This window comes from Agromyces sp. Soil535 (genome assembly GCF_001428255.1).
Classification (GTDB): Bacteria; Actinomycetota; Actinomycetes; order Actinomycetales; family Microbacteriaceae; genus Agromyces.
On record NZ_LMRW01000012.1, the window covers coordinates 403642 to 424770 of the forward strand.

The following is a 21129-nucleotide window of genomic DNA, read 5'->3' on the forward strand; positions in this document are numbered from 1 at the left end:
TACGGCGTGAACAGCGGCATCCTCCTCGTCGACAAGCCGCAGGGAGTCACCAGCCACGACGTGGTCTCGCGAATGCGCCGTCTCGCCGGCACCCGCAGGATCGGGCACGCGGGCACGCTCGACCCGATGGCCACCGGCCTCCTCATCCTGGGCGTGAACCACGCCACGCGCCTGCTGCACTACCTCGTCGGGCTCGACAAGGAGTACTTCGCGACCATCCGGCTCGGGTGGGACACCACGACCGACGATGCCGAGGGCGAACCGCTGCCAGCGGCATCAGCCGAGCGGCTCGCCGCGGCCGACGATGCGGGGATCCTGGCGGCGATGCTCCGCTGGACCGGCGTGATCGAGCAGGTGCCGAGCGCCGTGAGCGCCGTGAAGGTCGCGGGCAAGCGCGCCTACCAGCGCGTGCGCGAGGGCGAGGCTGTTGAGCTCGCTGCCCGCACCGTGACGGTGTCGGCGTTCGAACTCCTCGCCGTGCGGCGCGGCGACGGCTTCGTCGACGCGGACGTGCGCGTCGAGTGCTCCTCGGGCACGTACGTGCGCGCGCTCGCGCGCGACGTCGGGGCGGACCTGGGCACGGGCGGACACCTCACGGCGCTGCGCCGCACGCGCATCGGCGCGTTCCGGATCGACGAGGCGGCCGCGCTCGATGGGTTCGACGTGCCGACCTCGATGATGAGCCCCGCGGATGCCGCACGCCGGGCGCTGCCCGTCGTCTCGGTCACCGACGGCCAGGCCGTCGACCTCGGCCACGGCAAGCGCATCGACGTGGCTTCGACCAAGGGCGCGACGGACGCCGGCGCGGGCGCGATCGCGGCGATCGGGCCCGGCGACCGGCTCGTCGCCATCGTGGAGCGGCGGGGCCCGTCGCTGAAGGTGGTCACGGGGTTCCCCGTCGAGGAGGCCGGCGCATGATCGAGTGGTTCACGTGGGTGCAGGTCGCCGTCGCCGTCGTGGCGGGCGTGCTCTGCCTCGCACTCGGCTTCGCCGGACGTGTGCCGAGCGACCTCACGAACGGCGCGCTCGCACTCGTGGAACTGCTGCTCGTCGTGCAGCTCGTCGTCGCGATCGCCGCGCCCGCGTTCGGCAACGAGCCGACCGGCAGCGTGCTCGAGTTCTACACCTACCTCGTCGGCGCCCTGCTCATCCCGCCCGCCGCCGTCTTCTGGGCGCTCCTCGAGCGCAACCGTTGGAGCACGGTCGTGCTCGGGGTCGCCGCGCTCGCGGTCGCGGTGATGGTGTACCGCATGCTGCAGATCTGGACCGTGCAGCAGGCCTAGCCGCGTCTGAGAGAATCGAAGCAACATGACTGACGTGCGGGGCGCCCGGCCCGAGACCGATCGCGGGCGGCGGATGAGCGGCATCGGGCGCGTGCTCGTGGCCGTCTACGGCGTGCTCGCGCTCGCCGCGGTGGGACGCTCGTTCGTGCAGATCGCCACGAAGTTCGACGAGGCGCCGCTCGCGTACAGCCTGTCGGCGCTGGCGGCGGTCGTGTACGTGGTCGCGACGATCGCCCTCGTGCGTGCGGGCCGCGGCTGGTACCGCATCGCCTGGGCGACGATCGCGTTCGAGTTCACGGGCGTGCTCGTCGTCGGCACGCTGAGCATCGCGTTCCCCGAGCTGTTCCCGCACGACACCGTGTGGTCGTGGTTCGGCCGCGGCTACCTGTTCATCCCGCTGGTGCTGCCGGTGCTCGGCATGTGGTGGCTCGCGAAGCATCCGCCCGTCCATGCCGACGTCGACGCGAGCCGAGCGGATGCCGCCGGCGACCAGCGGCCCGCGAGCGGGGCGGACGCTGCGTGAAGACGTTCAAGGGCCTCGACGCGGTGCCCGCTGGCTTCGGTCCGAGCGCGGTCACCATCGGCAAGTTCGACGGCGTGCACCGCGGGCACCGTGCCGTGATCGACCGCATCCGCTCGATCGCCGCCTCCGACGGCCTGCGCGCCGTGGTCGTGACGTTCGACCGCAACCCGCTCGCGCTGCTCGCGCCCGACAAGTGCCCCGACTCGCTCGTGAGCGTGCGCCAGAAGCTCGAACTGCTCGCCACCACGGGTGTCGACGCGACCCTGCTCCTGCCGTTCGACCGCGCGCTCGCCTCGGTGCCGGCCACGGAGTTCGTCGAGCGAGTGCTGGTGGACACGCTCGACGCCAGGACCGTGCTCGTCGGCAGCGACTTCCGGTACGGCGCGCGTGGTGCGGGCGACGTCGCCCTCCTCGAGGACCTCGGCGCGACGTTCGGGTTCACCGTCGAGGTGGTCGACGACGTGCGCCCCGAGGGCGAGCGCCGCGTGTCGTCGACCTGGATCCGGGAGCTCCTCGCCGAGGGCGACGTGCGGCACGCCACCCGGCTGCTCGGCCACACGCCCACCGTCTCGGGCATCGTCGTGCACGGCGCCAAGCGCGGCCGCGAGCTCGGTTACCCCACGGCGAACCTCACTCCCGAGTCCGAGGGCCTGATCCCCGCCGACGGCGTGTACGCGGGGTGGCTGACCGACGCGGGCACGAGGTACCCGGCGGCCATCTCCGTCGGCAACAACCCGACCTTCGAGGGCGTGCCGAAGAAGCAGGTCGAGGCGTACGTGCTCGACCGCGAACTCGACCTGTACGACCACGTGGTCGACGTCGAGTTCGTCGAGCGGCTGCGCGGCATGGTCGCATTCACGAACATCCCCGACCTCATCGAGACGATGCGCGGCGACGTCGATCGCGCACGCGACATCCTCTCCGACTGAGCTCAGGCGCCGGGGTCGTCGAGCTCGCCGCCGCGCGCCTGACGCGGCGCACAGTTCCCGATGCCCGCGAGGAACCTGATGAGCTCGTCGGCCGTGCCGACCAGCGCGGGCCCGTGCCCGATCGTCCACGCGGCATCCGTGGCGTGCAGGCTGTGCCCCGAGATAACCGCCTTGATGGGCGTCGGGGCTGCTGCGGCCCGGCGGAGGGCGACCGCTCCCGAGGCGAGCGGCGGCACCGCGATCGGCCGCCCGAGGGCGTCGCCGATGCGCACGGCCGCGACGACCGCGTCGTCGAGTTCCACGAGGCGGGTCGGCTGCGGCCGGTCGCCGATGGTCACGGCTCGCGCATCGAGCGCCGCCGCGGCATCCGCCGGACCGTCGATGGGGGAGACGGGGTCGGCGGCGCGGCCGTTCATGCCGAGCACCTGCTGGGCCGCCTCGAGCGCGCGTCGCGCGGGTGGACGGTCGAAGCCCGCGATGAGCTGGGTGACCGCATCGGCGACGATCGCGGCGTCGCCATCGGCCTGCGCGTGCCACCCCCGGTCACCGGCGGCTCGGAGTGCGACTGCGATCGAGCGCAGCACCGTTGCCGTCGGCTCGCGACGGTCGCTCGTCACGCCTCGCTCGTCGATGCGCGAGCGCTGGCTGAGCGGCAGGTAGCGGGCGAAGTCGGCCACGTCACCAGCCTAGACTCGGACGGATGACGCCGACCCAGCCCCGACCGCTCTGGGCAGGACGAACCCTCGCACTGGTCGGCATCGTGCTGGTGGCGTTCAACCTGCGCACGGCCGTCGCGTCGCTGTCGCCGATCCTCGCCCAGCTGGAGGGCGACATCGCCCTCGCTCCCGCGGTCGTGGGGCTGCTCGGCATGCTGCCGCCGCTCTGCTACGCGATCTTCGGCATCGTGACTCCGCTGGTCGCCAAGCGGTTCGACCTCGAACCCACCCTGATCGTGGCGCTCGTCGCCCTCTCGGTCGGGCTTCTCGGCCGCGGACTCGCGGGCGACGCGGTCTGGCTCGTCGCGGCGTCGACGCTCACGTTCGCTGCGATCGGGGTCGGCAACGTGCTGCTGCCGCCGCTCGTGAAGCGCTACTTCCCCGACCGCATCGGGCTCCTCACCTCGATCTACGTGACGGCCCTCTCCGTGAGCACGTTCGTGCCTCCCCTCATCGCGGTGCCGGTGGCGGATGCCGTGGGCTGGCGCGTCTCGCTGGGGGAGTGGGCCCTCGTGGCGGCCCTCGCGCTCGTGCCGTGGATCGTGCTCGTGCTGCACCCCCGCCGGCACGAGGCGGCGGACCTGCCCGAGGAGGCGGAGCCGGGACTCCTCAGGTACGCGCTCCGCTCGCCGCTCGCGTGGGCGCTCACGGGGATCTTCGCCGTCGCCGGCTTCAACGCCTATGCGCTGTTCGCGTGGCTGCCGTCGATCCTCCACGACATCGCCGGCACGCCGCCCGCCGAGGCCGGCGCGCTGCTGTCGCTCTACGCCGCGACGGGCCTGCCCGCCGGCCTGATCGTGCCCATCGTCGCGGCGCGCTACGGCAGGGTGCGGCTGCTCGTCGCCGTGGCCATCGGGTCGTTCACAGCCGGGTACCTGGGGCTCCTCCTCGTCCCCACCGTCGCGACCTGGCTCTGGGTGGCGCTCGCGGGGCTCGGCCCGCTCTTCTTCCCGCTCGCGCTCGTGCTCATCAACCTGCGCAGTCGCACGCACGCCGGTGCGGTCGCACTCTCGGGCTTCGTGCAGTCCGCCGGCTACCTCATCGTCGCGGTCGGCCCGCTCGCGGTCGGGCTGCTGCATCAGGCGACCGGCGGATGGGGCTGGCCGCTCGTGTTCCTCCTGGTCGCCTCGACGGTCCCGGCGGCCATCGCCGGCGCCGTGGTGGCTCGCCCGCGGTACTTCGAGGACGAGCGCGCCTCCTGACAATCCCGCAGCGGCGCGCGGCATCCGTCGCCGTCGTGCTCATATGAGCAGGATCACCCGCGAGTGTTGCCGATGAGCAGCACCCTGCCTACGCTGGATGGCGAGGCGGAAGGACGCGTGTGGACGAGATCGACGAACTCCTCTCGATCCGGGCAGCCGAGCTCTACTACGAGGAGAACAAGACCCAGGACGAGATCGGGCAGGCGCTCCGACTCACCCGCTGGAAGGTCGGCCGTCTCCTCGCGCAGGCCAAGCAGCGCGGCTTCATCCGCATCGAGATCCTGCACCCGCGAGCCCGCCGGCTGCCGATCGAGCGCCGGCTCCGCGAGGAGCGCGGGCTCACCGACGCGATCGTCGTCTCGACCGCCGGCGTCCACACGCCCGAGGAGCTGCAGGAGCGCACCGCCCAGGCGGCAGCCGACTACCTCACCGCGCTCCGGCCCGTGCCGCGCACGCTCGGGGTGAGCTGGGGCCGCACGCTGTTCGAGATCTCCCAGCACCTCCGCAGCGGGTGGGCCACCGGCGTGAACGTCGTGCAGATCAACGGCGGCGTCAGCCTCAACCGACGCCCCGGCACGGCCGCGGCCACGGCCGTGGGCATCGCCCAGAAGGGCGGCGGCAGCGCCACCCTGCTGCCGAGCCCCGCCATCCTCGAACGCCTCGCGACGAAGGAGGCGATCGAGTCCGACCGCGTCGTGGCCGGCGTCATCGAGCTCGCCCGGTCGGCCGACGCCTACCTGTTCAGTGCCGGCGCAGCCGACCACAACTCCGTGCACGTCGAGAGCGGCTACCTGTCGGTGTCCGACGTCGACGTACTCGTGCAGAAGGGAGCCGTCGGCGACGTCGTCGGCCGCTACATCGACTCCGACGGCAACATCGTCGACCCCGCCCTCGACGCCCGCACGGTCGGCCTCACGCTCGACGAGCTGCGCGCCTCCCCGCTCGCGATCGCCGTCGTCGCGGGGCAGGCCAAGCACGCCGTGGCCGACGCCGTCGTGCGCTCGGGCCTCTGCTCGGTCCTCGTCACCGACGAGGCCACCGCCCTCCACCTCCTCGACGGCTAGCTCCGCCTCTCGCGGGCGCCGCTGCACGACCGACACGAAAGCCAGGTTCACCACCATGTCAGGCACCTCCCTCGTCACCGCCCGGGAGCGCGCGCTCGCCGTGCTCGGCGGCGAACCCGACGACGCGACGCTCGGGCGCTACCTGCACGGCTTCGCCGGCGTCGACGCCGTCGGCCTCGAGCAGCGCGCCGCGGGTCTCGGTACCCGCTCGATCAAGACGAGCTCCAAGAAGCGGGCGCTCGACCTGATCATCTCGCTCATCGACCTCACGACCCTCGAGGGCGCCGACACGCCCGGCAAGGTGCGCTCACTCGTCGCGAAGGCCGTGAACCCCGATCCCTCGGATGCCACGACCCCGCGCGTCGCCGCGGTCTGCGTCTACGGCGACTTGGTGCCCTACGCGATCGAGGCGCTCGGAGGGGCGCACGGCGACCCTGATGACGGGCTGATCTCGGTGGCCGCCGTGGCGACCGCGTTCCCGAGCGGCCGCTCGTCGCTCGAGATCAAGCTCGCCGACACGGCCGAGGCCGTCGCCGCCGGCGCCGACGAGATCGACATGGTCATCGACCGCAGCGCGTTCCTCGCAGGTCGCTACGGCCTCGTGTTCGACCAGATCGCGGCCGTCAAGGAGGCGTGCCGCCGCCCCGACGGCACGAGTGCGAGCCTCAAGGTCATCCTCGAGACGGGCGAGCTCGTGACCTACGACAACATGCGACGCGCGTCGTGGCTGTCGATCCTCGCGGGCGGCGACTTCATCAAGACCTCCACGGGCAAGGTGCAGCCGGCGGCCACGCTGCCGGTCACGCTCCTCATGCTCGAGGTCGTGCGCGACTGGCACCTGATGACCGGCCAGCGCATCGGCGTGAAGCCCGCCGGCGGCATCCGTGCCTCGAAGGACGCGATCAAGTACCTGGTGACGGTCGCCGAGACCGCGGGCGAAGAGTGGCTGCAGCCGCACCTCTTCCGCTTCGGGGCGTCGAGCCTCCTGAACGACGTGCTGCTGCAGCGCCAGAAGATGACGACCGGTCACTACTCCGGCGCCGACTACGTGACGATCGACTGAGACGAGAGCACCGAACCATGAGCTTCCTCGAGTACGCACCCGCACCCGAGTCGCGGGCGATCCTGTCGCTTCGCGACCGCTACGGCCTCTTCATCGGCGGCGAGTTCGTCGACGGCCGCGGCACACCCTTCCAGACCATCTCGCCGTCCAGCGAGGAGCGGATCGCCGAGATCGCCAACGCGAACGAGGCGGATGTCGCCGACGCCGTCGCCGCGGCCCGGCGCGCCTACGACCGCACGTGGTCGCGCATGAGCGGCCGCGACCGTGGCAAGTACCTCTTCCGCATCGCCCGGCTCGTGCAGGAGCGCACGCGCGAGCTCGCCGTGGCCGAGTCGCTCGACAACGGCAAGCCCATCAAGGAGTCGCGTGACGTCGACGTGCCGCTCGTCGCGGCGTGGTTCTTCTACTACGCCGGCTGGGCCGACAAGCTCGACCACGCCGGCCTCGGCGCGAATCCCCGCTCGCTCGGCGTCGCCGCCCAGGTGATCCCGTGGAACTTCCCGCTGCTCATGCTGGCGTGGAAGATCGCCCCGGCGCTCGCCGCGGGAAACACCGTGGTGCTGAAGCCCGCGGAGACCACGCCGCTCACGGCGCTCATCTTCGCCGAGATCATCCAGCAGGCCGACCTGCCGCCGGGCGTCGTGAACATCATCACGGGCGCGGGCGACACCGGAGCGGCGCTCGTCGCTGCCGAGGGCGTCGACAAGGTCGCGTTCACAGGGTCGACCGCGGTCGGCCGTGCCATCGCGAAGCAGATCGCGGGCAGCGACAAGAGGGCGACGCTCGAGCTCGGCGGCAAGGCCGCGAACATCGTCTTCGACGACGCGCCCATCGACCAGGCCATCGAGGGCATCGTCAACGGCATCTTCTTCAACCAGGGTCACGTGTGCTGCGCGGGCAGCCGCCTGCTCGTGCAGGAGAACATCCACGATGAGGTGGTCGAGCGGCTGAAGCAGCGCCTCTCCACACTCCGCCTCGGCGACCCGCTCGACAAGAACACCGACATCGGGGCGATCAACTCCAAGGAGCAGCTCGAGCGCATCCGCGAACTGTCCGACATCGGCGTCGCCGAAGGGGCTGATCGCTGGAGCGTGCCGTGCGAGATCCCCGAGAACGGGTTCTGGTACGCGCCGACGATCTTCACGAACGTGCAGACGTCGTACCGCATCGCCCGCGAGGAGATCTTCGGGCCGGTGCTCTCGGTGCTGACCTTCCGCACCCCGGCCGAGGCCATCGCGAAGGCGAACAACACGCCGTACGGCCTGTCGGCGGGCATCTGGACCGACAAGGGCAGCCGCATCCTCGCGGTCGCCGACCAGCTGCGGGCCGGCGTGATCTGGGCGAACACGTTCAACCGATTCGACCCGTCGAGCCCGTTCGGCGGCTACAAGGAGTCCGGCTATGGCCGCGAGGGCGGCCGTCACGGCCTCGCGGCGTACCTGTCGCCCGCGCCGATCGGCCAGGCCGCGATCACCGCTGGTCGAGGAGGCGCGCAGCGCCGTCTCGAGACCTCGGGTACGGCACCGGCAGATCTCGAGACGACCGCGAAGCGGTCTCCTCGATCAGCACGCTCCGCGACGAAGGGATCAAAGCGATGAGCCGCCTCGCCGTGCCGAAGACGTACAAGCTCTACATCGGCGGCGCCTTCCCGCGCAGCGAGTCCGGGCGCACCTACGAGGTGCTGAAGGCCGACGGCGGGTTCCTCGCCAACGCCGCGAAGGCCTCGCGGAAGGACGCCCGCGATGCGGTCGTCGCCGCGCGTGGCGCGGTCGGGGGCTGGGGCGGCGCCACCCCGTACAACCGCGGCCAGGTGCTCTATCGCATCGCCGAGCTCCTCGAGGGGCGGCGGGCGCAGTTCGTCGCCGAGATCGAGGAGGCCGAGGGCGTGTCGCGCGCCGTGGCGTCGGCGCAGGTCGACGAGTCGATCGACCGCTGGGTCTGGTACGCCGGCTGGGCCGACAAGTTCGCGCAGGTCGCGGGCAATGCGAACCCGGTGGCGGGGCCGTACTTCAACATCTCGGTGCCCGAGCCCACCGGTGTCGTCGCGATCATCGCGCCGCAGGACACGTCGCTCCTCGGCTTCGTGTCGGCGGTCGCGCCGGCCCTCGTCGCCGGCAACTCCGTGGTCGTGGTCGCGAGCGAGCGGTTCCCGCTCTCGGCGATCAGCCTCGCCGAGGTGCTCGCGACCAGCGACGTGCCGAAGGGCGTCGTCAACGTGCTGACGGGCTCGCCCGCCGAGATCGCGCCCTGGCTCGCGAGCCACTCCGACGTCAACGCGATCGACCTCGTCGGTGCGGGCGACCTGGACTGGATCTCGCTCGAGATCGCCGCGGCCGACACGCTGAAGCGCGTGCTCCGGCCCGAGTCCGGCCCGGATGCCGCGGCGCCGGCGCTCGGGCGCATCAGCGCGTTCACCGAGACCAAGACGGTCTGGCACACGAAGAGCCTGCGGTAGCGATGAGCGGCCGGGGCGGGGCATCCGACGAGCGGGGACGACTGGTCGCCGACCCGTTCGACTACCGCGTCACGAAGAAGGGCGGGGTCATCGTCTCCCGCGGTGGCCGGGTCGTCTTGACCGTGGGCGGCGGCAATGCCGCGCGGCTCATCGTCGCCCTGCAGCGTGCCGACGATTCACAGGCGCAGCACCTGCTGGCACGCGCGACCGGCGACTACCGTCGAGGCAACGAACGGGGCTGACCACGGTGCACGGGTGCGGGCCCAGCGTGTGGAGGTAACGAAACGGTAACGATGTTGCTAGAGTGACCTGCACCGTCGCGCAACGGCGCGCGATCGGTGGAAAGGCCCGACGCCCGTGACCCGAACGCCCGATGCGATCGACCCGAGGATCGCACCGCCCGCCCGTCCCACGCGCCTCCCGGCGCGTTCCGCACTCGATCGCCTGTCTCATCCGCCTCGACGCGCCGTGCGCATCGCCTGCGCCCTGGTCTGCACCCTCGCCATCGCCGCGCTGCTGCTCGTCGCGACCACGCCCACGACGGCCTCGGCAGTCGACGTGTTCGGCGCACTCCGGGTGCCCGGCGAGGCCGCACTCATCGTCGGACACCGCGGCGACCGCGCGGAGGCACCCGAGAACACCATGCCCTCGCTCGAGCTCGCCATGGACGACCTCTCCTTCGTCGAGACCGACGTGCAGCTGAGCCGCGACGGCGTGCCGGTGCTGTTCCACGACAGCACGCTCGAGCGCGTGACGGGCGACCGGCGGTCGGTCGGCGACCTCGACCTCGACGAACTCCGCCGCCTCGACGTCGGCGGATGGTACGGCCGCGACCATGTGGGGGAGCGGATGCCGACCCTCGACGAGTTCCTCGCAGCCCTCGCTCTCCGGGAGTCGGCGCGCGCACTCGTGGAGCTGAAGGCGGACTGGACCGTCGAGGAGGTGCGCACGGTCGTCGACCTCGTCGAGCGGCACCAGCTGCGCGGCCGGGTCGTGCTTCAGAGCTTCAGCCTGGAGACCCTGTTCGCGGTGCAGCGCGTGTCGCCGACGACGCCGCGCATCATGCTCATCCGGGAGCTGCCGGCCGATCCCGTGCCGCTCGCCGAGCGGCTCGGCGTGGTCGGCTTCGGCACGACGGCGGCATCCGTCTCGGCGGCGCCGGGGGCACTCGAGGCGCTGCACGAGGCCGGGGTCGCCGTGCTCTGCTACACGCTGAACTCCCACGAACGCTGGCAGGAGGTGAGCGCGCTGGGCGTCGACGGCATCATCACCGACCAGCCGAGCGAGCTCGACGAGTGGCTCGCAGTGACGGCGCCCGGCACCTGACCTCGCGTCACGGGCACGCGCGCCGCACCCGCGCGGTCAGTCCACGTCGAAGCCGAGCCGATCGGCGGCGGCGCGGAACTCTTCGTGCATCCGCTCCGAGAACAGCACGAAGCGCACGAGCCCGGGCGCGGCATCCGACCCTGCGGCGGTTTCGAGCGCGACCATGGCGGCGTCGTCGGCCGGCCAGCCGTACACGCCGGCAGAGATCGCGGGGAAGGCGAGGGATGCCGCGCCGAGCCGCGCGGCGACCGCGAGCGAGTTGCGGTACGCGGCGCGCAGCAACTCGCGCCGCGCGTCGGCCTCGGCCCCCGGCCCCGGCCACACGGGGCCCACCGCGTGGATCACCCAGCGCGCGGCGAGCCGGCCCGCGCCGGTCGCGACGGCCTCGCCCGTCGGCAGGCCGGCGCGGAACGTGGTCGCCCTGAGTGTTCGGCACTCCTCGAGGATCTCGGGTCCGCCGGCTCGGTGGATGGCGCCGTCGACGCCGCCGCCGCCGAGCAGGCTCGAGTTGGCGGCGTTCACGATGGCGTCGACGCGTTCGGCGGTGATGTCGCCGATGGCGAGTTCGATGCGGGTCACGATGGCGCCTCCCCTCCCTGGGACGGCCTCGTCTCAGGCCGCGCGGCCGGGCGACAGCGCTTCGGCGATCGCGCGGATCTCGCCCGGCCCCGTGCGGCAGCAGCCGCCGATGACGGCGGCGCCCGCCGTGCGCCACGCCCGAACGAGCGCGGAGGGGAAGACCGGCGTCCCGTGCCAGGTGCGGGACGCCCCGTCCCAGGTCTCCCCGCTGTTCGGGTAGGCGACGATCGGCTTGCCGGTCACCCCACGGGCGACTGCGATCGCGCCCGCCACCTCGGCCGGCGCGCAGCAGTTCACTCCCACCGCGACCACCTCGTCGCTCGAGGCGGCGACGGCGAACGCCTCGGCGAGTGGCTCACCACTGCGCATGCGGCCGCCGTCCGGCGTGACGGTGATCCAGGCGGGAACGCCCGTGCCGTCGAGCTCGGCGACGATCGCCTCGACCTCCGCGAGCGTCGCCACGGTCTCGGCGGCGAGCAGGTCCGCGCCGGCGTCGGCGAGCACGCGCAGGCGCTCACGGTGCCAGGTGCGCAACTCGGCGACGCCGAGGCCGAGGTCGCGGTACTCGGAGCCGTCGCCGATCATGGCGCCGTATGGGCCGATCGACGCGGCGATCCATCCGCGGCCCGCCTCGTCGCGGGCGCGACGAGCGAGGTCGACGCTTCGGATGAGCAGTTCCGTCGTGGCCCTCCGGTCGAGGCCCGCGCGGTCGCACCCCTCGTAGGTGACCTGGTAGGAGGCGGTGATGGCGATGTCGGCGCCGGCGGCGAAGTAGTCGCGATGCGCCGCGAGCACGAGATCCGGTCGGTCGGCGAGCACGCGGGCGCTCCACAGGTCGGAGGCGACGTCGGCGCCGAGGTCCTCGAGGCGCGTGCCGAGGCCGCCGTCGAGCACGAGGGGCCCGTCGGCGAGGGCATCGAGCAGCGAGGGCCGCGGCATCCGCTGGGTCATCCCCGATTGTTGGAGAGTTCGAAGATGCGCACGAGCTCTGCGACGGCCGCCTCGCGCTGCTCGCCGCCCGTCTCGTACATCTCGCTCACGTGAGTGCGCAGGTGGTTCTCGACGAGCAGCTTGTTGAGCGAGCCGAGTGACTTCTGCACGGCGAGCGACAGCGTGATGATGTCGACGCAGTAGTCCTCGTTCTCGATCATCTTCTCGATGCCGCGCAGCTGGCCCTCGATGACCTTGGTGCGGTGCAGGGCGCGCTTCTTGATGTCATCGATCACGAGATCAGGATACCTTGTGCGCACCAGATACCCCTCTGGGTATCCCGGGGGTGTCCCCGACGAACGCCGGGGCGCTAGCGTTGGGGCATGATCCGTCGCTCGGCCCGGGCTGCAGCCGTCGCGCTCGTCGCCGTCGCACTCGTTGCGGGCCCCGCCGCCGCCGCGGTAGCCGCTCAGCCCCGCGAGTCGGCGCCATCCTCGGCCTCGAGTGCGCGAGGGCCCGGCGATGTGTCGGCGCTGCCCGCCGGGGTCGAGGACTTCACCTTCGCGTCGTTCGACGCGGTGTACGAGCTCGCCCGCGACGATGCGAAGCGGTCGGTGCTCGCGACCACCGAGACGCTCGTCGCGGTGTTCCCCGAGTTCGACCAGAACCGCGGCATCCGTCGCGCGATCCCGCTCGACTACCAGGGGCATCCCACCGACATCCGCGTGGAGTCGGTGACGGATGCCTCGGGCGCGCCCCGGGGGTACGAGGTCGCCGAGGACGAGAACGGCGAGTTCCTCCTCATCACGGTGCGCGCCGACGACTTCGTGCACGGCGAGCAGACGTACGTGATCCGCTACACGCAGCACAACGTGACCCTCGAGCCCGACGACGCCGCGATCGACGAGTTCTACTGGGACGTCAACGGCACGGGCTGGGCCCAGCCGTTCGGCCGCGTGCGCGCCGAGCTGCGGATGTCGGCGGACGTCGCGGAGGGCTTCACCGGGGACACCGCCTGCTATCGCGGCTGGACGGGCTCGCCGACCCCCTGCGAATCGCTCGCGGTCACGGATACCTCGCCTCCGGTGGTGCTCGCCGAGGCATCCGTGATCGGCCCCTACGAGAACCTCACGATCGCGGTCGCGTTCGCGCCCGGCACATTCGAGCCGCGCGACGAGTCGTTCCTCTCCTCACCTGCGGCGATCGCGGGCGCCGTGGCGGCCGCCCTCGCCGTGCTCGCCCTGGTCTCGGCGATCGTGCTCCGCGTCGTGCGCTGGCGCAACCACCCCGGCCGCGGCATCATCGTCGCGCAGTACGAGCCGCCCGACGACGTCAGCGCCATGGCCGCCGCCGATCTCGTGGGACATCCGGAGAAGGGCGTGACGGCGACCATCCTCGACCGTGCCGTCGAGGGGGAGCTGCGCGTGGTGGAGACCGGGCGCAGGAAGTATGCCGTCGAGTTCGTCGGCGGCGAGGCGGGCGACGGCGACGCGCGCTCGGTCGTATTGGCGCTCTTCCACGGCAATCCCGTCCCGGGCGCGCGGCGGGAATTGAAGTCCAGGGACGTCGTGCTCGGCCGGCGGCTGCTCGCGCTACGGCAGTCCTCCGCCAAACGGGTCGTGCAGCGGGGGCTCCGCCGGCGGCCCGACCTCGGCATCCGCGTGCTCCTCGCCGTCGGCGCGATCGGGGCCGCGACGCTCAGCGTCGTGTTCGGAGCCATCGCGCTCGACGACCGACGCGGCGGGCCATGGCCGTTCGTGCTCTTCGCCGCCGCGATCTTCGCTGCAATCGTCACGGTGTTCGTCGTCGCCGGCGTGCGGCCGCTCACCGAGCGGGGGCGCGAGGCTCGCGACCACCTCGAGGGGCTGCGCCTCTACATCCGGCTCGCCGAGGCCGATCGGCTCCGCGTGCTGCAGAGCCCGAGCGGCGCGATGCGGGTGGACCGGCCTGCCGCGGCATCCGTCGCCGGGGTCGCGCAGGCGACCGGCACGACGCCTTCGGGAACGGATGCCTCGACCACGACCGCCACGCTCGACCCCGCCGTGGTGCTGAAGCTCAACGAGCGCCTCCTGCCGTACGCGGTGCTGTTCGGGCTCGAGCGGGAGTGGAGCCGCGAGCTCGCGGCGCTCTACGAGGCCCGCGGCGAGTCCCCGAGCTGGTACTCCGGACGCGACGGCTTCAACGTCGGCGCGTTCTCGGTGGCGGTGTCGTCGTTCTCGTCGGCATCGAGCTCGTCGTGGTCGGGATCGAGCTCGAGCTCGTCGTCGAGCGGCTCGGGCGGCGGCGGCTCGTCGGGCGGCGGCGGGGGCGGCGGCGGAGGCGGAGGAGTCTGACCGGCGGCAGGCCGGCCCGGTATCGCCGGCCGGTGTCGGCCGGCCGGTGACAGGTCGCGGGGTCAGTCCTCTTCGTCGACGGATCGCTCGTCGCGGAGGTCGACGCGGCGTTCCTCGTCGATGCCCGACACCTCGTCGCCGAGGCTGTCATCGAGCGGGCGGTGGTCGTCGTCGGCGGCGAGTTCGTCTTCGTCGAACTCGGTGTCCTGCGCGACCGTGAATTCGTCGTCTTCGTCGGGCGAGATGGCGCCCGCCCCCGCGAGATCATCCATGGCTGAAGCATAGGCCGACTCGGTCGAGCCCGCATGGGCGAATCCCGGCCCGCGTGCGGTCGGCACCGTATGCTCCGAGCATGCCGGAATGGATCGGTGCGACCCTCGCTGGCCTGCTCGCCGGAGGTGCGCTCCTCGCGGGCGCGATCATCGCGCTGCTCGGGCAGGTGCCGACCCGGGTGGTCGCCGCGATCATGGCACTCGGATCGGGCACGCTCATCTCCGCGCTCGCATTCGACCTCGTGCTCGAGGCGCAGCGCGAGGGCGGCATCGTGCCCACGGTCCTCGGATTCGCCGTCGGCGCGATCGTCTACGTGGCCGCCAACCAGCTCCTGGACCGGTTCGACCAGCGCCACCCGCGAGGCACGAGCGAGTATCCCGGCACCGGCGCGGGCATCGCCCTCGGCGCACTGCTCGACGGCATCCCCGAGTCCGCGGTGCTCGGCCTCAGCATGGTGGGCGGCGGCGGGGTCAGCATGCCGGTGCTCATCGCGATCGTCATCTCGAACGTGCCCGAGGGCCTCTCGAGCACCGCAGAACTGAGGCGCAGCGGTCGCTCGTCCGGCTTCGTCATCTCGCTCTGGGTCGGCATCGCCCTCGCGTGCGCCCTCGCCTCGCTGCTCGGCTACGTGCTGCTCGACACGGCGAGCGGCGAGGTCACCGCATTCATCACGGCGATCGCGGCCGGTGCGATCCTCGCAATGATCTGCGACACCATGATCCCCGAGGCGTTCCGCTCCGCGCACGCGCTCACCGGTCTCCTCGTGACCGCAGGTTTCCTACTGGGTTACACCGTCCACGTGCTCGGCTGAGTCGCGTCGCGCGTCGTGCGTCGCCGAGCGGGCGCGGCTCCGGCTAGAATGGCAGGGCGCCCGACGAATCCGTTCTTCGGCCGACCGCGTGAGCCCGGCTCGTGCGCTGCTCGGTTCGGGATTCGGCGTACCGCATGCGGCGGCTTTCGAGCCGTCCCGAGCGGTCCCGACCACCGCCACCGGTGACGAGGGGGCGAGCCGGGGACGGCACATGAACGGGAGGACCATGGCCCAGACGAGGCAGCGCCAGCGAACGCGTTCGCGCGACGACGACGCACCCATCATCCCGATCCTCGCGCGCAAGGTGCGCGAGGTCGAGACGAAGGCGCAGAAGGGCAAGCTCGGCCCGACCAACCGCACGAAGTTCCAGGTCATCGCGCTGCTCATGCGCGAGGAGCGTGCCCGGGTCAAGTCCGACCCCGACGTCACCGACGCCGCCCGTGCCGAGCTCCTCAAGCGCCTCGACGGCATCGCGCAGATCCTCGCGAAGACCGCGGCCCGCGACACGAGCCTCATCGCCCTCCTCGAGTCGGATGCCTCGATCTCCACGGTCGCGCAACGATTCCGTCGCGACTGGCTCCTCGAGTCCGGGGCCGAGCTCAGCCCCGACGAGCTCATCATCACGCGTGAGCCCGAGGCCCGGCCCGAGCTCGGCGAGAACCAGGTCATCCCGGCCTCCGTCCGGTCGCGGCAGCTCGCGAACCCGTTCCTCGCCCCCGACTTCTCCAAGCCCTCCGCGCCCGTGGTGCCGGTGCGCCGCCTCGCGAACTGGGAGCTGCTCGGGCCGCTCTTCAAGTCGTTCGAGATCGGCTCGGGCGGCCATGCCGCGAGCATGGAGCTGCCCGAGGCGCCGAAGGTCGACCGGCTCTCGCCACGCGGCCTCGAGCTGATGAAGCACCAGATCCGGTTCATCGAGGCGGCTCGCGAGGGACACCGCACCTTCCTCCTCGCCGACGAGCCGGGGCTCGGCAAGACCGCGCAGTCGGTGCTCGCGGCATCCGTCGCCGACGCCTACCCGCTGCTCGCGGTCGTGCCGAACGTCGTGAAGATGAACTGGGCGCGGGAGGTCGAGCGGTGGACACCGCACCGGCGCGCCACCGTCATCCACGGCGACGGCGACAGCCTCGACGCGTTCGCCGACGTCGTCGTCGTGAACTACGACGTGCTCGACCGGCATATGGCGTGGCTGTCGACGCTGGGCTTCCGCGGCATGGTCGTCGACGAGGCGCACTTCATCAAGAACCTGCAGTCGCTGCGCTCGCGCAACGTGCTCGCACTCGCCGACCGCATCCGTCGTGCCGCGCCCGGCGGTGACCCGCTCCTGCTCGCGCTCACCGGTACGCCGCTCATCAACGACGTCGACGACTTCCGTGCAATCTGGCAGTTCCTCGGCTGGATCCAGGGCGACAGGCCGTCGCCGCTGCTCCTCGGCAGGCTCGAGGAGGCAGGGCTCACGCCGGCCGACCACGGCTTCTACTCCGAGGCGCGCCGCACCGTGATCGACCTCGGCATCGTGCGCCGTCGCAAGGTCGACGTGGCCGCCGACCTGCCCGACAAGCGGATCGCCGACCTCCCCGTGGAGCTCGACGATGAACTCGGCCGCTCGGTGCGCGCCGCGGAGCGCGAGCTCGGCAACCGGCTCGTCGGCCGGTTCCGCGCGCTCGTCGAGGCGCGGAACCTGCGGATCGGCGACCTCGAAGAGGACCAGCGCGACCAGTTCATCCGCGCCGTCGCGCACGCCGAGCTGGAGGAGTCGAAGTCGGCGAAGTCGGGCGAGAACGTCTTCACGATGGTGCGACGCATCGGCCAGGCGAAGGCCGGGCTCGCGGCCGACTACGCTGCGCAGCTCGCCCGCTCGGTGGGCAAGGTGGTGTTCTTCGCCAAGCACATCGACGTCATGGACCAGGCCGAGGCCGCGCTCGCCGCGCGCGACCTCCGCACGGTGTCGCTGCGCGGCGACCAGACGGCGCTGCAGCGGCAGGCGGCCATCGACGCGTTCAACAAGGACCCCGAGGTGGCGGTCGCCGTCTGCTCGCTCACCGCGGCGGGCGTCGGGGTGAACCTGCAGGCCGCGTCGAACGTCGTGCTCGCCGAGCTCAGCTGGACGGCCGCCGAGCAGACCCAGGCCATCGATCGTGTGCACCGCATCGGCCAGGACGAGCCCGTCACCGCTTGGCGCATCATCGCGGCGCACACGATCGACGCACGCATCGCCGAGCTCATCGACTCGAAGCAGGGCCTCGCGGCTCGCGCACTCGACGGCAGCGACGTCGAGCCGGGCTCGGCGGACTCGGTGCAGCTCGACGCCCTGCAGCACCTGCTGCGGGCGGCGCTCGACGGCGCCCTCTAGTCCGGCCGGCGGGCGGGCACGGTCGGGGAACGCTATAGACTGCCGCAGTCGATACGCCCCGACGTCGCGGCCTCCGGCAACAACCATGTTCGCGTCGAGCACCTTGGAGTCGTGCACACCATGAAGATCGGGATCCTCACGAGCGGGGGCGACTGCCCGGGCCTGAACGCCGTCATCCGCGGCTCGGTCCTGCAGGGCGTCATCACGTACGACGCGGAGTTCATCGGCTTCCGCTGGGGATGGAAGGGCGTCGTGGAGGGCGACTTCATGCCGATCACCCGTCACGACGTGCGCGGCCTGTCGAAGCAGGGCGGCACGATCCTCGGCTCGAGCCGCACCAACCCGTTCGAGGGGGAGGGCGGCGGGCCCGAGAACATCCAGCGCATGCTCGACGCGAACGGCATCGACGCGATCATCGCGATCGGCGGCGAGGGCACCCTCACGGCCGCCCGCCGCCTCACCGACGCCGGCCTCCATATCGTGGGGGTGCCGAAGACCATCGACAACGACCTCGCGGCCACCGACTACTCGTTCGGCTTCGACACGGCCGTCGAGATCGCCACCGAGGCGATCGACCGCCTCCGCACCACGGCCGAGTCGCACGGACGCTGCATCGTCGTCGAGGTCATGGGTCGCCACGTCGGCTGGATCGCGCTGCACTCCGGCATGGCGGGCGGCGCGCACGCCATCCTCATCCCAGAGCAGCCGCAATCGATCGACCAGATCTGCGAGTGGGTCGAATCCGTCCGCGAGCGCGGCCGCGCCCCGCTCGTCGTGGTCGCCGAGGGCTTCCACCTCGACGAGATGGAGGAGGCGCACTCGCACAAGGGCCTCGACGCGTTCAACCGACCCCGTCTCGGCGGCATCGCCGAGCGCCTCGCCCCGATCATCGAGGAGCGCACCGGCATCGAGTCGCGCGACACGGTGCTCGGCCACATCCAGCGCGGCGGTGCGCCTTCGGCGTACGACCGGGTGCTCGCGACGCGGCTCGGCATGCACGCCGTCGACGCCGTGTACGAGCACGCGTGGGGCTCGATGGTGACGCTCCGCGGCACCGACATCAAGACCGTCTCGATCGCCGAGGCGGTCGGCAGCCTCAACCGCGTGCCCCAGTCCCGCTACGACGAGGCGAAGATCCTCTTCGGCTGACGGATGCCACTGGTCCAGGTCTGCGTCTGCTACCTCCTGCGCGAGCAGGAGGGGCGCACCGAGGTGCTCCTCGGACGCAAGAAGGAGGGGCTCGGCAAGGGCAACTTCGTGGGGCTCGGCGGCAAGCTCGAGCCGGGGGAGTCGGCGGTCGACGCCGCGGTGCGCGAGGTCTTCGAGGAGGCGGGCGTCGTGGTCGCGGCATCCGACCTCGAGCCTCGCGGCCGCCTCACCTATCACTTCCCGCACCGCAAGACCTGGAGCCAGGAGTCGAGCGTCTTCGTGTGCCGCACATGGCAGGGTCTACCGGTCGGGTCCGACGAGCTCGACCCCGAGTGGTTCGCGCTCGACGCGGTGCCGTTCGACGAGATGTGGGACGACGCGCGCCGCTGGCTTCCCGGAGTGCTGTCGGGCGGTCGCGTGCGTCGCACCTTCGTGTTCGGCGAGGACCTCGCGACCGTGGTGGCTGAGCCCGAATCGGTCGCGTAGGATCGTCGGGGCGCGCAGCGCTCGCCGCTACCGCAACCAACGTCCCCTGAACATTCGGTGAATCACCACCACCGATCCAGAGAAAGACGCCGGTGGATCTCACCCTCATCGTCGTGCTGGTCATCGCGCTGGCGCTCTTCTTCGACTTCACGAACGGCTTCCACGACACGGCGAACGCCATGGCGACGCCGATCGCCACCGGCGCGCTCCGCCCGAAGGTCGCCGTCGGCATCGCCGCGATCCTGAACCTCGTGGGCGCCTTCCTGTCGACCGAGGTCGCGAGGACCATCTCGGGCGGCATCATCAAGGAGGGCGACGGCGGCGTGCTGATCACGCCCCAGCTCATCTTCGCCGGGTTGATCGGCGCGATCGTGTGGAACATGATCACGTGGCTGCTCGGGCTCCCCTCGTCGTCGAGCCACGCGCTGTTCGGCGGGCTCATCGGCGCCGCCCTCGTCGGCTTCGGCGTGCAGGCCGTCGACTTCAGCGTGGTGCTCTCGAAGGTCGTGCTGCCGGCCATCCTCGCACCGCTGACCGCCGGGCTCATCGCGTACACGGCCACGAAGCTCGCCTACGCCATCACCCGCCGCCACGACGGCAAGCCCGACGGCCGCGACGGGTTCCGGCACGGGCAGATCTTCTCGAGCTCGCTGGTCGCCCTCGCGCACGGCACCAACGACGCCCAGAAGACCATGGGCATCATCACCCTCACCCTCATCTCGGTCGGGCTCCAGCCCGTCGGCAGCGGCCCCGAGTTCTGGGTCATCGTGCTCTGCGCCGTCGCGATCGCCCTCGGCACGTACATGGGCGGCTGGCGCATCATCAAGACCCTCGGCACCGGCCTCACCGACGTGAAGCCCGCGCAGGGCTTCGCCGCCGAGACGTCCACGGCCGCCACGATCCTCGCCTCGACCAACCTCGGCTTCGCCCTGTCGACCACCCAGGTCGCGTCGGGCTCCGTCATCGGCTCGGGCATGGGCCGCCGCGGTTCGACGGTGCGCTGGCGCACCGCAGGCCGCATCGGCGTCGGCTGGCTGTTGACGCTGCCGGCGGCCGGCATCGTCGGCGCGCTCGCGGCGCTCGTCGCCTCGCTCGGGCCCGCCGGCATCATCATCGACATGATCATCGGCGTGGTCGTCATCTCGGGCATCTTCCTGTGGTCGCGTCGCAGCGAGGTGACACCGTCGAACGTGGTCAGCGAGGTCGCCGACTCGGGCAGCGCCGTGAACATCGAGCAGAACCCGACGCCCATCAAGAAGGGGGCGCCGTGATCGACTGGCTCGCATTCCTCCTGGTGCTCGGGTCGGCCCTGCTCGCCACGGTGATCGTGGTGATCACGTACTCGCTCGGCATCCGCCTGCTCACGGTCTCAGGGCGCACGCCGATCGTGACGCCGGCCGAGTTCACCGACGCCATCGCGGTCGTCACCCCCGCCGAGGCAAAGGCCGCCGTGAAGCGGGCAGCCAAGGCCGCGAAGAAGAGCCCTCTCACCGACGGCCAGAAGCGTGTTGCGCTCTTCGGCGCCCGCGCCTGCTTCGCGCTGAGCGGCCTGGCGGCGCTGGTGGGCATCTACCTGATCGTCCCGGTCCTGCACGGGCTCGTCTGACGCGGCGTGGGCGGCCCACCCTGCGATCGGGGGGATAGCCCCATGTCGCGG

General features: G+C 71.8%; 23 protein-coding genes. 18 read left to right on the plus strand and 5 right to left on the minus strand.

All coding sequences use genetic code 11. From position 1 onward, the window contains the following. Window positions 1–6: 6 nt before the first annotated feature. From truB to ASG80_RS11220, 4 genes are read left to right on the plus strand one after another with little or no spacing between them, the layout of a single operon-like run. Window positions 7–918, plus strand: coding sequence for a tRNA pseudouridine(55) synthase TruB (gene truB / locus ASG80_RS11205; RefSeq protein WP_056730560.1), 912 nt, complete (start codon window positions 7–9; stop codon window positions 916–918). Beyond that, a complete protein-coding gene (locus tag ASG80_RS11210; RefSeq protein ID WP_056730562.1) occupies window positions 915–1283 on the plus strand; it encodes a hypothetical protein in 369 nt (122 codons plus the stop codon). The genes truB and ASG80_RS11210 overlap by 4 nt, the downstream gene beginning before the upstream one ends. A gap of 25 nt (window positions 1284–1308) precedes the next feature. Further along, on the plus strand, window positions 1309–1806 hold the full coding sequence (locus tag ASG80_RS11215; RefSeq protein WP_056730564.1) for a hypothetical protein: 498 nt from the start codon (window positions 1309–1311) through the stop codon (window positions 1804–1806). After that, entirely contained in the window at window positions 1803–2735 is a 933-nt protein-coding gene (locus ASG80_RS11220; RefSeq protein WP_056730566.1) for a bifunctional riboflavin kinase/FAD synthetase, read from the plus strand. Before ASG80_RS11215 ends, ASG80_RS11220 begins: the two co-directional genes overlap by 4 nt. A gap of 2 nt (window positions 2736–2737) precedes the next feature. Here the strand turns inward: ASG80_RS11220 and ASG80_RS11225 are convergent, their stop codons facing one another. Beyond that, window positions 2738–3412 (minus strand): hypothetical protein, encoded by a 675-nt coding sequence (locus ASG80_RS11225; protein ID WP_056730568.1) that lies wholly within the window; start codon window positions 3410–3412, stop codon window positions 2738–2740. A 23-nt stretch (window positions 3413–3435) separates the two neighbouring features. Between ASG80_RS11225 and ASG80_RS11230 the strand changes: the two genes are divergently transcribed. The 7 genes from ASG80_RS11230 to ASG80_RS11260 all read left to right on the plus strand — a co-directional run bounded on the left by ASG80_RS11230 (window position 3436) and on the right by ASG80_RS11260 (window position 10561). Continuing rightward, complete coding sequence (locus ASG80_RS11230) at window positions 3436–4653, plus strand: MFS transporter (protein WP_056730570.1); 1218 nt, start codon at window positions 3436–3438, stop codon at window positions 4651–4653. Between the two features lie 119 nt (window positions 4654–4772). Beyond that, window positions 4773–5717 (plus strand): sugar-binding transcriptional regulator, encoded by a 945-nt coding sequence (locus ASG80_RS11235; protein WP_056730573.1) that lies wholly within the window; start codon window positions 4773–4775, stop codon window positions 5715–5717. A gap of 55 nt (window positions 5718–5772) precedes the next feature. Further along, complete coding sequence (gene deoC / locus ASG80_RS11240; RefSeq protein WP_056730575.1) at window positions 5773–6780, plus strand: deoxyribose-phosphate aldolase; 1008 nt, start codon at window positions 5773–5775, stop codon at window positions 6778–6780. A 17-nt stretch (window positions 6781–6797) separates the two neighbouring features. Beyond that, window positions 6798–8378, plus strand: a complete 1581-nt coding sequence (locus tag ASG80_RS11245; RefSeq protein WP_082590152.1) for an aldehyde dehydrogenase family protein — start codon at window positions 6798–6800, stop codon at window positions 8376–8378. Continuing rightward, window positions 8375–9235 (plus strand): aldehyde dehydrogenase, encoded by an 861-nt coding sequence (locus ASG80_RS11250; RefSeq protein WP_056730577.1) that lies wholly within the window; start codon window positions 8375–8377, stop codon window positions 9233–9235. The genes ASG80_RS11245 and ASG80_RS11250 overlap by 4 nt, the downstream gene beginning before the upstream one ends. A 2-nt stretch (window positions 9236–9237) precedes the next feature. Continuing rightward, window positions 9238–9477 carry a hypothetical protein gene (locus ASG80_RS11255; protein WP_056730579.1) on the plus strand — a complete coding sequence of 80 codons (240 nt, stop codon included), beginning with the start codon at window positions 9238–9240 and terminating at the stop codon, window positions 9475–9477. Window positions 9478–9592: 115 nt separating this feature from the next. Then, window positions 9593–10561, plus strand: coding sequence for a glycerophosphodiester phosphodiesterase family protein (locus tag ASG80_RS11260; RefSeq protein WP_056730582.1), 969 nt, complete (start codon window positions 9593–9595; stop codon window positions 10559–10561). Between the two features lie 36 nt (window positions 10562–10597). On the opposite strand, the gene ASG80_RS11265 is transcribed toward ASG80_RS11260, so the two are convergent. Genes ASG80_RS11265 through ASG80_RS11275 form a run of 3 tightly spaced genes read right to left on the minus strand, consistent with a single transcriptional unit; the run spans window position 10598 to window position 12366 of the window. Beyond that, window positions 10598–11140: an O-acetyl-ADP-ribose deacetylase gene (locus tag ASG80_RS11265; protein ID WP_156401789.1), complete on the minus strand. Its 543-nt coding sequence runs from the start codon at window positions 11138–11140 to the stop codon at window positions 10598–10600. A 33-nt stretch (window positions 11141–11173) separates the two neighbouring features. After that, window positions 11174–12091 carry a homocysteine S-methyltransferase gene (mmuM, locus tag ASG80_RS11270; protein WP_200952546.1) on the minus strand — a complete coding sequence of 306 codons (918 nt, stop codon included), beginning with the start codon at window positions 12089–12091 and terminating at the stop codon, window positions 11174–11176. Further along, complete coding sequence (locus ASG80_RS11275) at window positions 12088–12366, minus strand: metal-sensitive transcriptional regulator (RefSeq protein WP_056730587.1); 279 nt, start codon at window positions 12364–12366, stop codon at window positions 12088–12090. The genes mmuM and ASG80_RS11275 overlap by 4 nt, the downstream gene beginning before the upstream one ends. A gap of 87 nt (window positions 12367–12453) precedes the next feature. Between ASG80_RS11275 and ASG80_RS11280 the strand changes: the two genes are divergently transcribed. Next, a complete protein-coding gene (locus ASG80_RS11280) occupies window positions 12454–14403 on the plus strand; it encodes a DUF2207 domain-containing protein (RefSeq protein WP_056730588.1) in 1950 nt (649 codons plus the stop codon). A gap of 62 nt (window positions 14404–14465) precedes the next feature. Here the strand turns inward: ASG80_RS11280 and ASG80_RS11285 are convergent, their stop codons facing one another. Further along, a complete protein-coding gene (locus ASG80_RS11285; protein ID WP_156401791.1) occupies window positions 14466–14675 on the minus strand; it encodes a hypothetical protein in 210 nt (69 codons plus the stop codon). A gap of 80 nt (window positions 14676–14755) precedes the next feature. Here ASG80_RS11285 and ASG80_RS11290 point away from each other — a divergent pair, with 80 nt between their 5' ends. The 6 genes from ASG80_RS11290 to ASG80_RS11315 all read left to right on the plus strand — a co-directional run bounded on the left by ASG80_RS11290 (window position 14756) and on the right by ASG80_RS11315 (window position 21078). Then, window positions 14756–15487, plus strand: a complete 732-nt coding sequence (locus ASG80_RS11290) for a ZIP family metal transporter (RefSeq protein WP_056730964.1) — start codon at window positions 14756–14758, stop codon at window positions 15485–15487. A 226-nt stretch (window positions 15488–15713) separates the two neighbouring features. After that, the gene (locus ASG80_RS11295) at window positions 15714–17837 is read left to right on the plus strand and encodes a DEAD/DEAH box helicase (RefSeq protein WP_156401793.1); all 2124 of its coding nucleotides are present in this window, start codon (window positions 15714–15716) and stop codon (window positions 17835–17837) included. Window positions 17838–17957: 120 nt separating this feature from the next. Then, a complete protein-coding gene (locus ASG80_RS11300; protein WP_056730967.1) occupies window positions 17958–18986 on the plus strand; it encodes a 6-phosphofructokinase in 1029 nt (342 codons plus the stop codon). Between the two features lie 3 nt (window positions 18987–18989). Further along, window positions 18990–19472, plus strand: coding sequence for an 8-oxo-dGTP diphosphatase (locus tag ASG80_RS11305; protein ID WP_056730595.1), 483 nt, complete (start codon window positions 18990–18992; stop codon window positions 19470–19472). Window positions 19473–19564: 92 nt separating this feature from the next. After that, complete coding sequence (locus ASG80_RS11310) at window positions 19565–20743, plus strand: inorganic phosphate transporter (RefSeq protein WP_056730597.1); 1179 nt, start codon at window positions 19565–19567, stop codon at window positions 20741–20743. Then, the gene (locus tag ASG80_RS11315) at window positions 20740–21078 is read left to right on the plus strand and encodes a hypothetical protein (protein ID WP_056730599.1); all 339 of its coding nucleotides are present in this window, start codon (window positions 20740–20742) and stop codon (window positions 21076–21078) included. The genes ASG80_RS11310 and ASG80_RS11315 overlap by 4 nt, the downstream gene beginning before the upstream one ends. Window positions 21079–21129 lie beyond the last annotated feature (51 nt).

Excerpts from the sequence above, each read along its gene's own strand:
- ASG80_RS11210 (WP_056730562.1), top strand. The coding sequence starts at position 915 with ATGATCGAGTGGTTCACGTGGGTGCAGGTCGCCGTCGCCGTCGTGGCG.
- ASG80_RS11215 (WP_056730564.1), top strand. The coding sequence starts at position 1,309 with ATGACTGACGTGCGGGGCGCCCGGCCCGAGACCGATCGCGGGCGGCGG.
- ASG80_RS11230 (WP_056730570.1), top strand. The coding sequence starts at position 3,436 with ATGACGCCGACCCAGCCCCGACCGCTCTGGGCAGGACGAACCCTCGCA.
- deoC (WP_056730575.1), top strand. The coding sequence starts at position 5,773 with ATGTCAGGCACCTCCCTCGTCACCGCCCGGGAGCGCGCGCTCGCCGTG.
- ASG80_RS11245 (WP_082590152.1), top strand. The coding sequence starts at position 6,798 with ATGAGCTTCCTCGAGTACGCACCCGCACCCGAGTCGCGGGCGATCCTG.
- ASG80_RS11250 (WP_056730577.1), top strand. The coding sequence starts at position 8,375 with ATGAGCCGCCTCGCCGTGCCGAAGACGTACAAGCTCTACATCGGCGGC.
- ASG80_RS11255 (WP_056730579.1), top strand. The coding sequence starts at position 9,238 with ATGAGCGGCCGGGGCGGGGCATCCGACGAGCGGGGACGACTGGTCGCC.
- mmuM (WP_200952546.1), bottom strand. The coding sequence starts at position 12,091 with ATGACCCAGCGGATGCCGCGGCCCTCGCTGCTCGATGCCCTCGCCGAC.
- ASG80_RS11280 (WP_056730588.1), top strand. The coding sequence starts at position 12,454 with ATGATCCGTCGCTCGGCCCGGGCTGCAGCCGTCGCGCTCGTCGCCGTC.
- ASG80_RS11285 (WP_156401791.1), bottom strand. The coding sequence starts at position 14,675 with ATGGATGATCTCGCGGGGGCGGGCGCCATCTCGCCCGACGAAGACGAC.
- ASG80_RS11290 (WP_056730964.1), top strand. The coding sequence starts at position 14,756 with ATGCCGGAATGGATCGGTGCGACCCTCGCTGGCCTGCTCGCCGGAGGT.
- ASG80_RS11295 (WP_156401793.1), top strand. The coding sequence starts at position 15,714 with ATGGCCCAGACGAGGCAGCGCCAGCGAACGCGTTCGCGCGACGACGAC.
- ASG80_RS11300 (WP_056730967.1), top strand. The coding sequence starts at position 17,958 with ATGAAGATCGGGATCCTCACGAGCGGGGGCGACTGCCCGGGCCTGAAC.
- ASG80_RS11305 (WP_056730595.1), top strand. The coding sequence starts at position 18,990 with ATGCCACTGGTCCAGGTCTGCGTCTGCTACCTCCTGCGCGAGCAGGAG.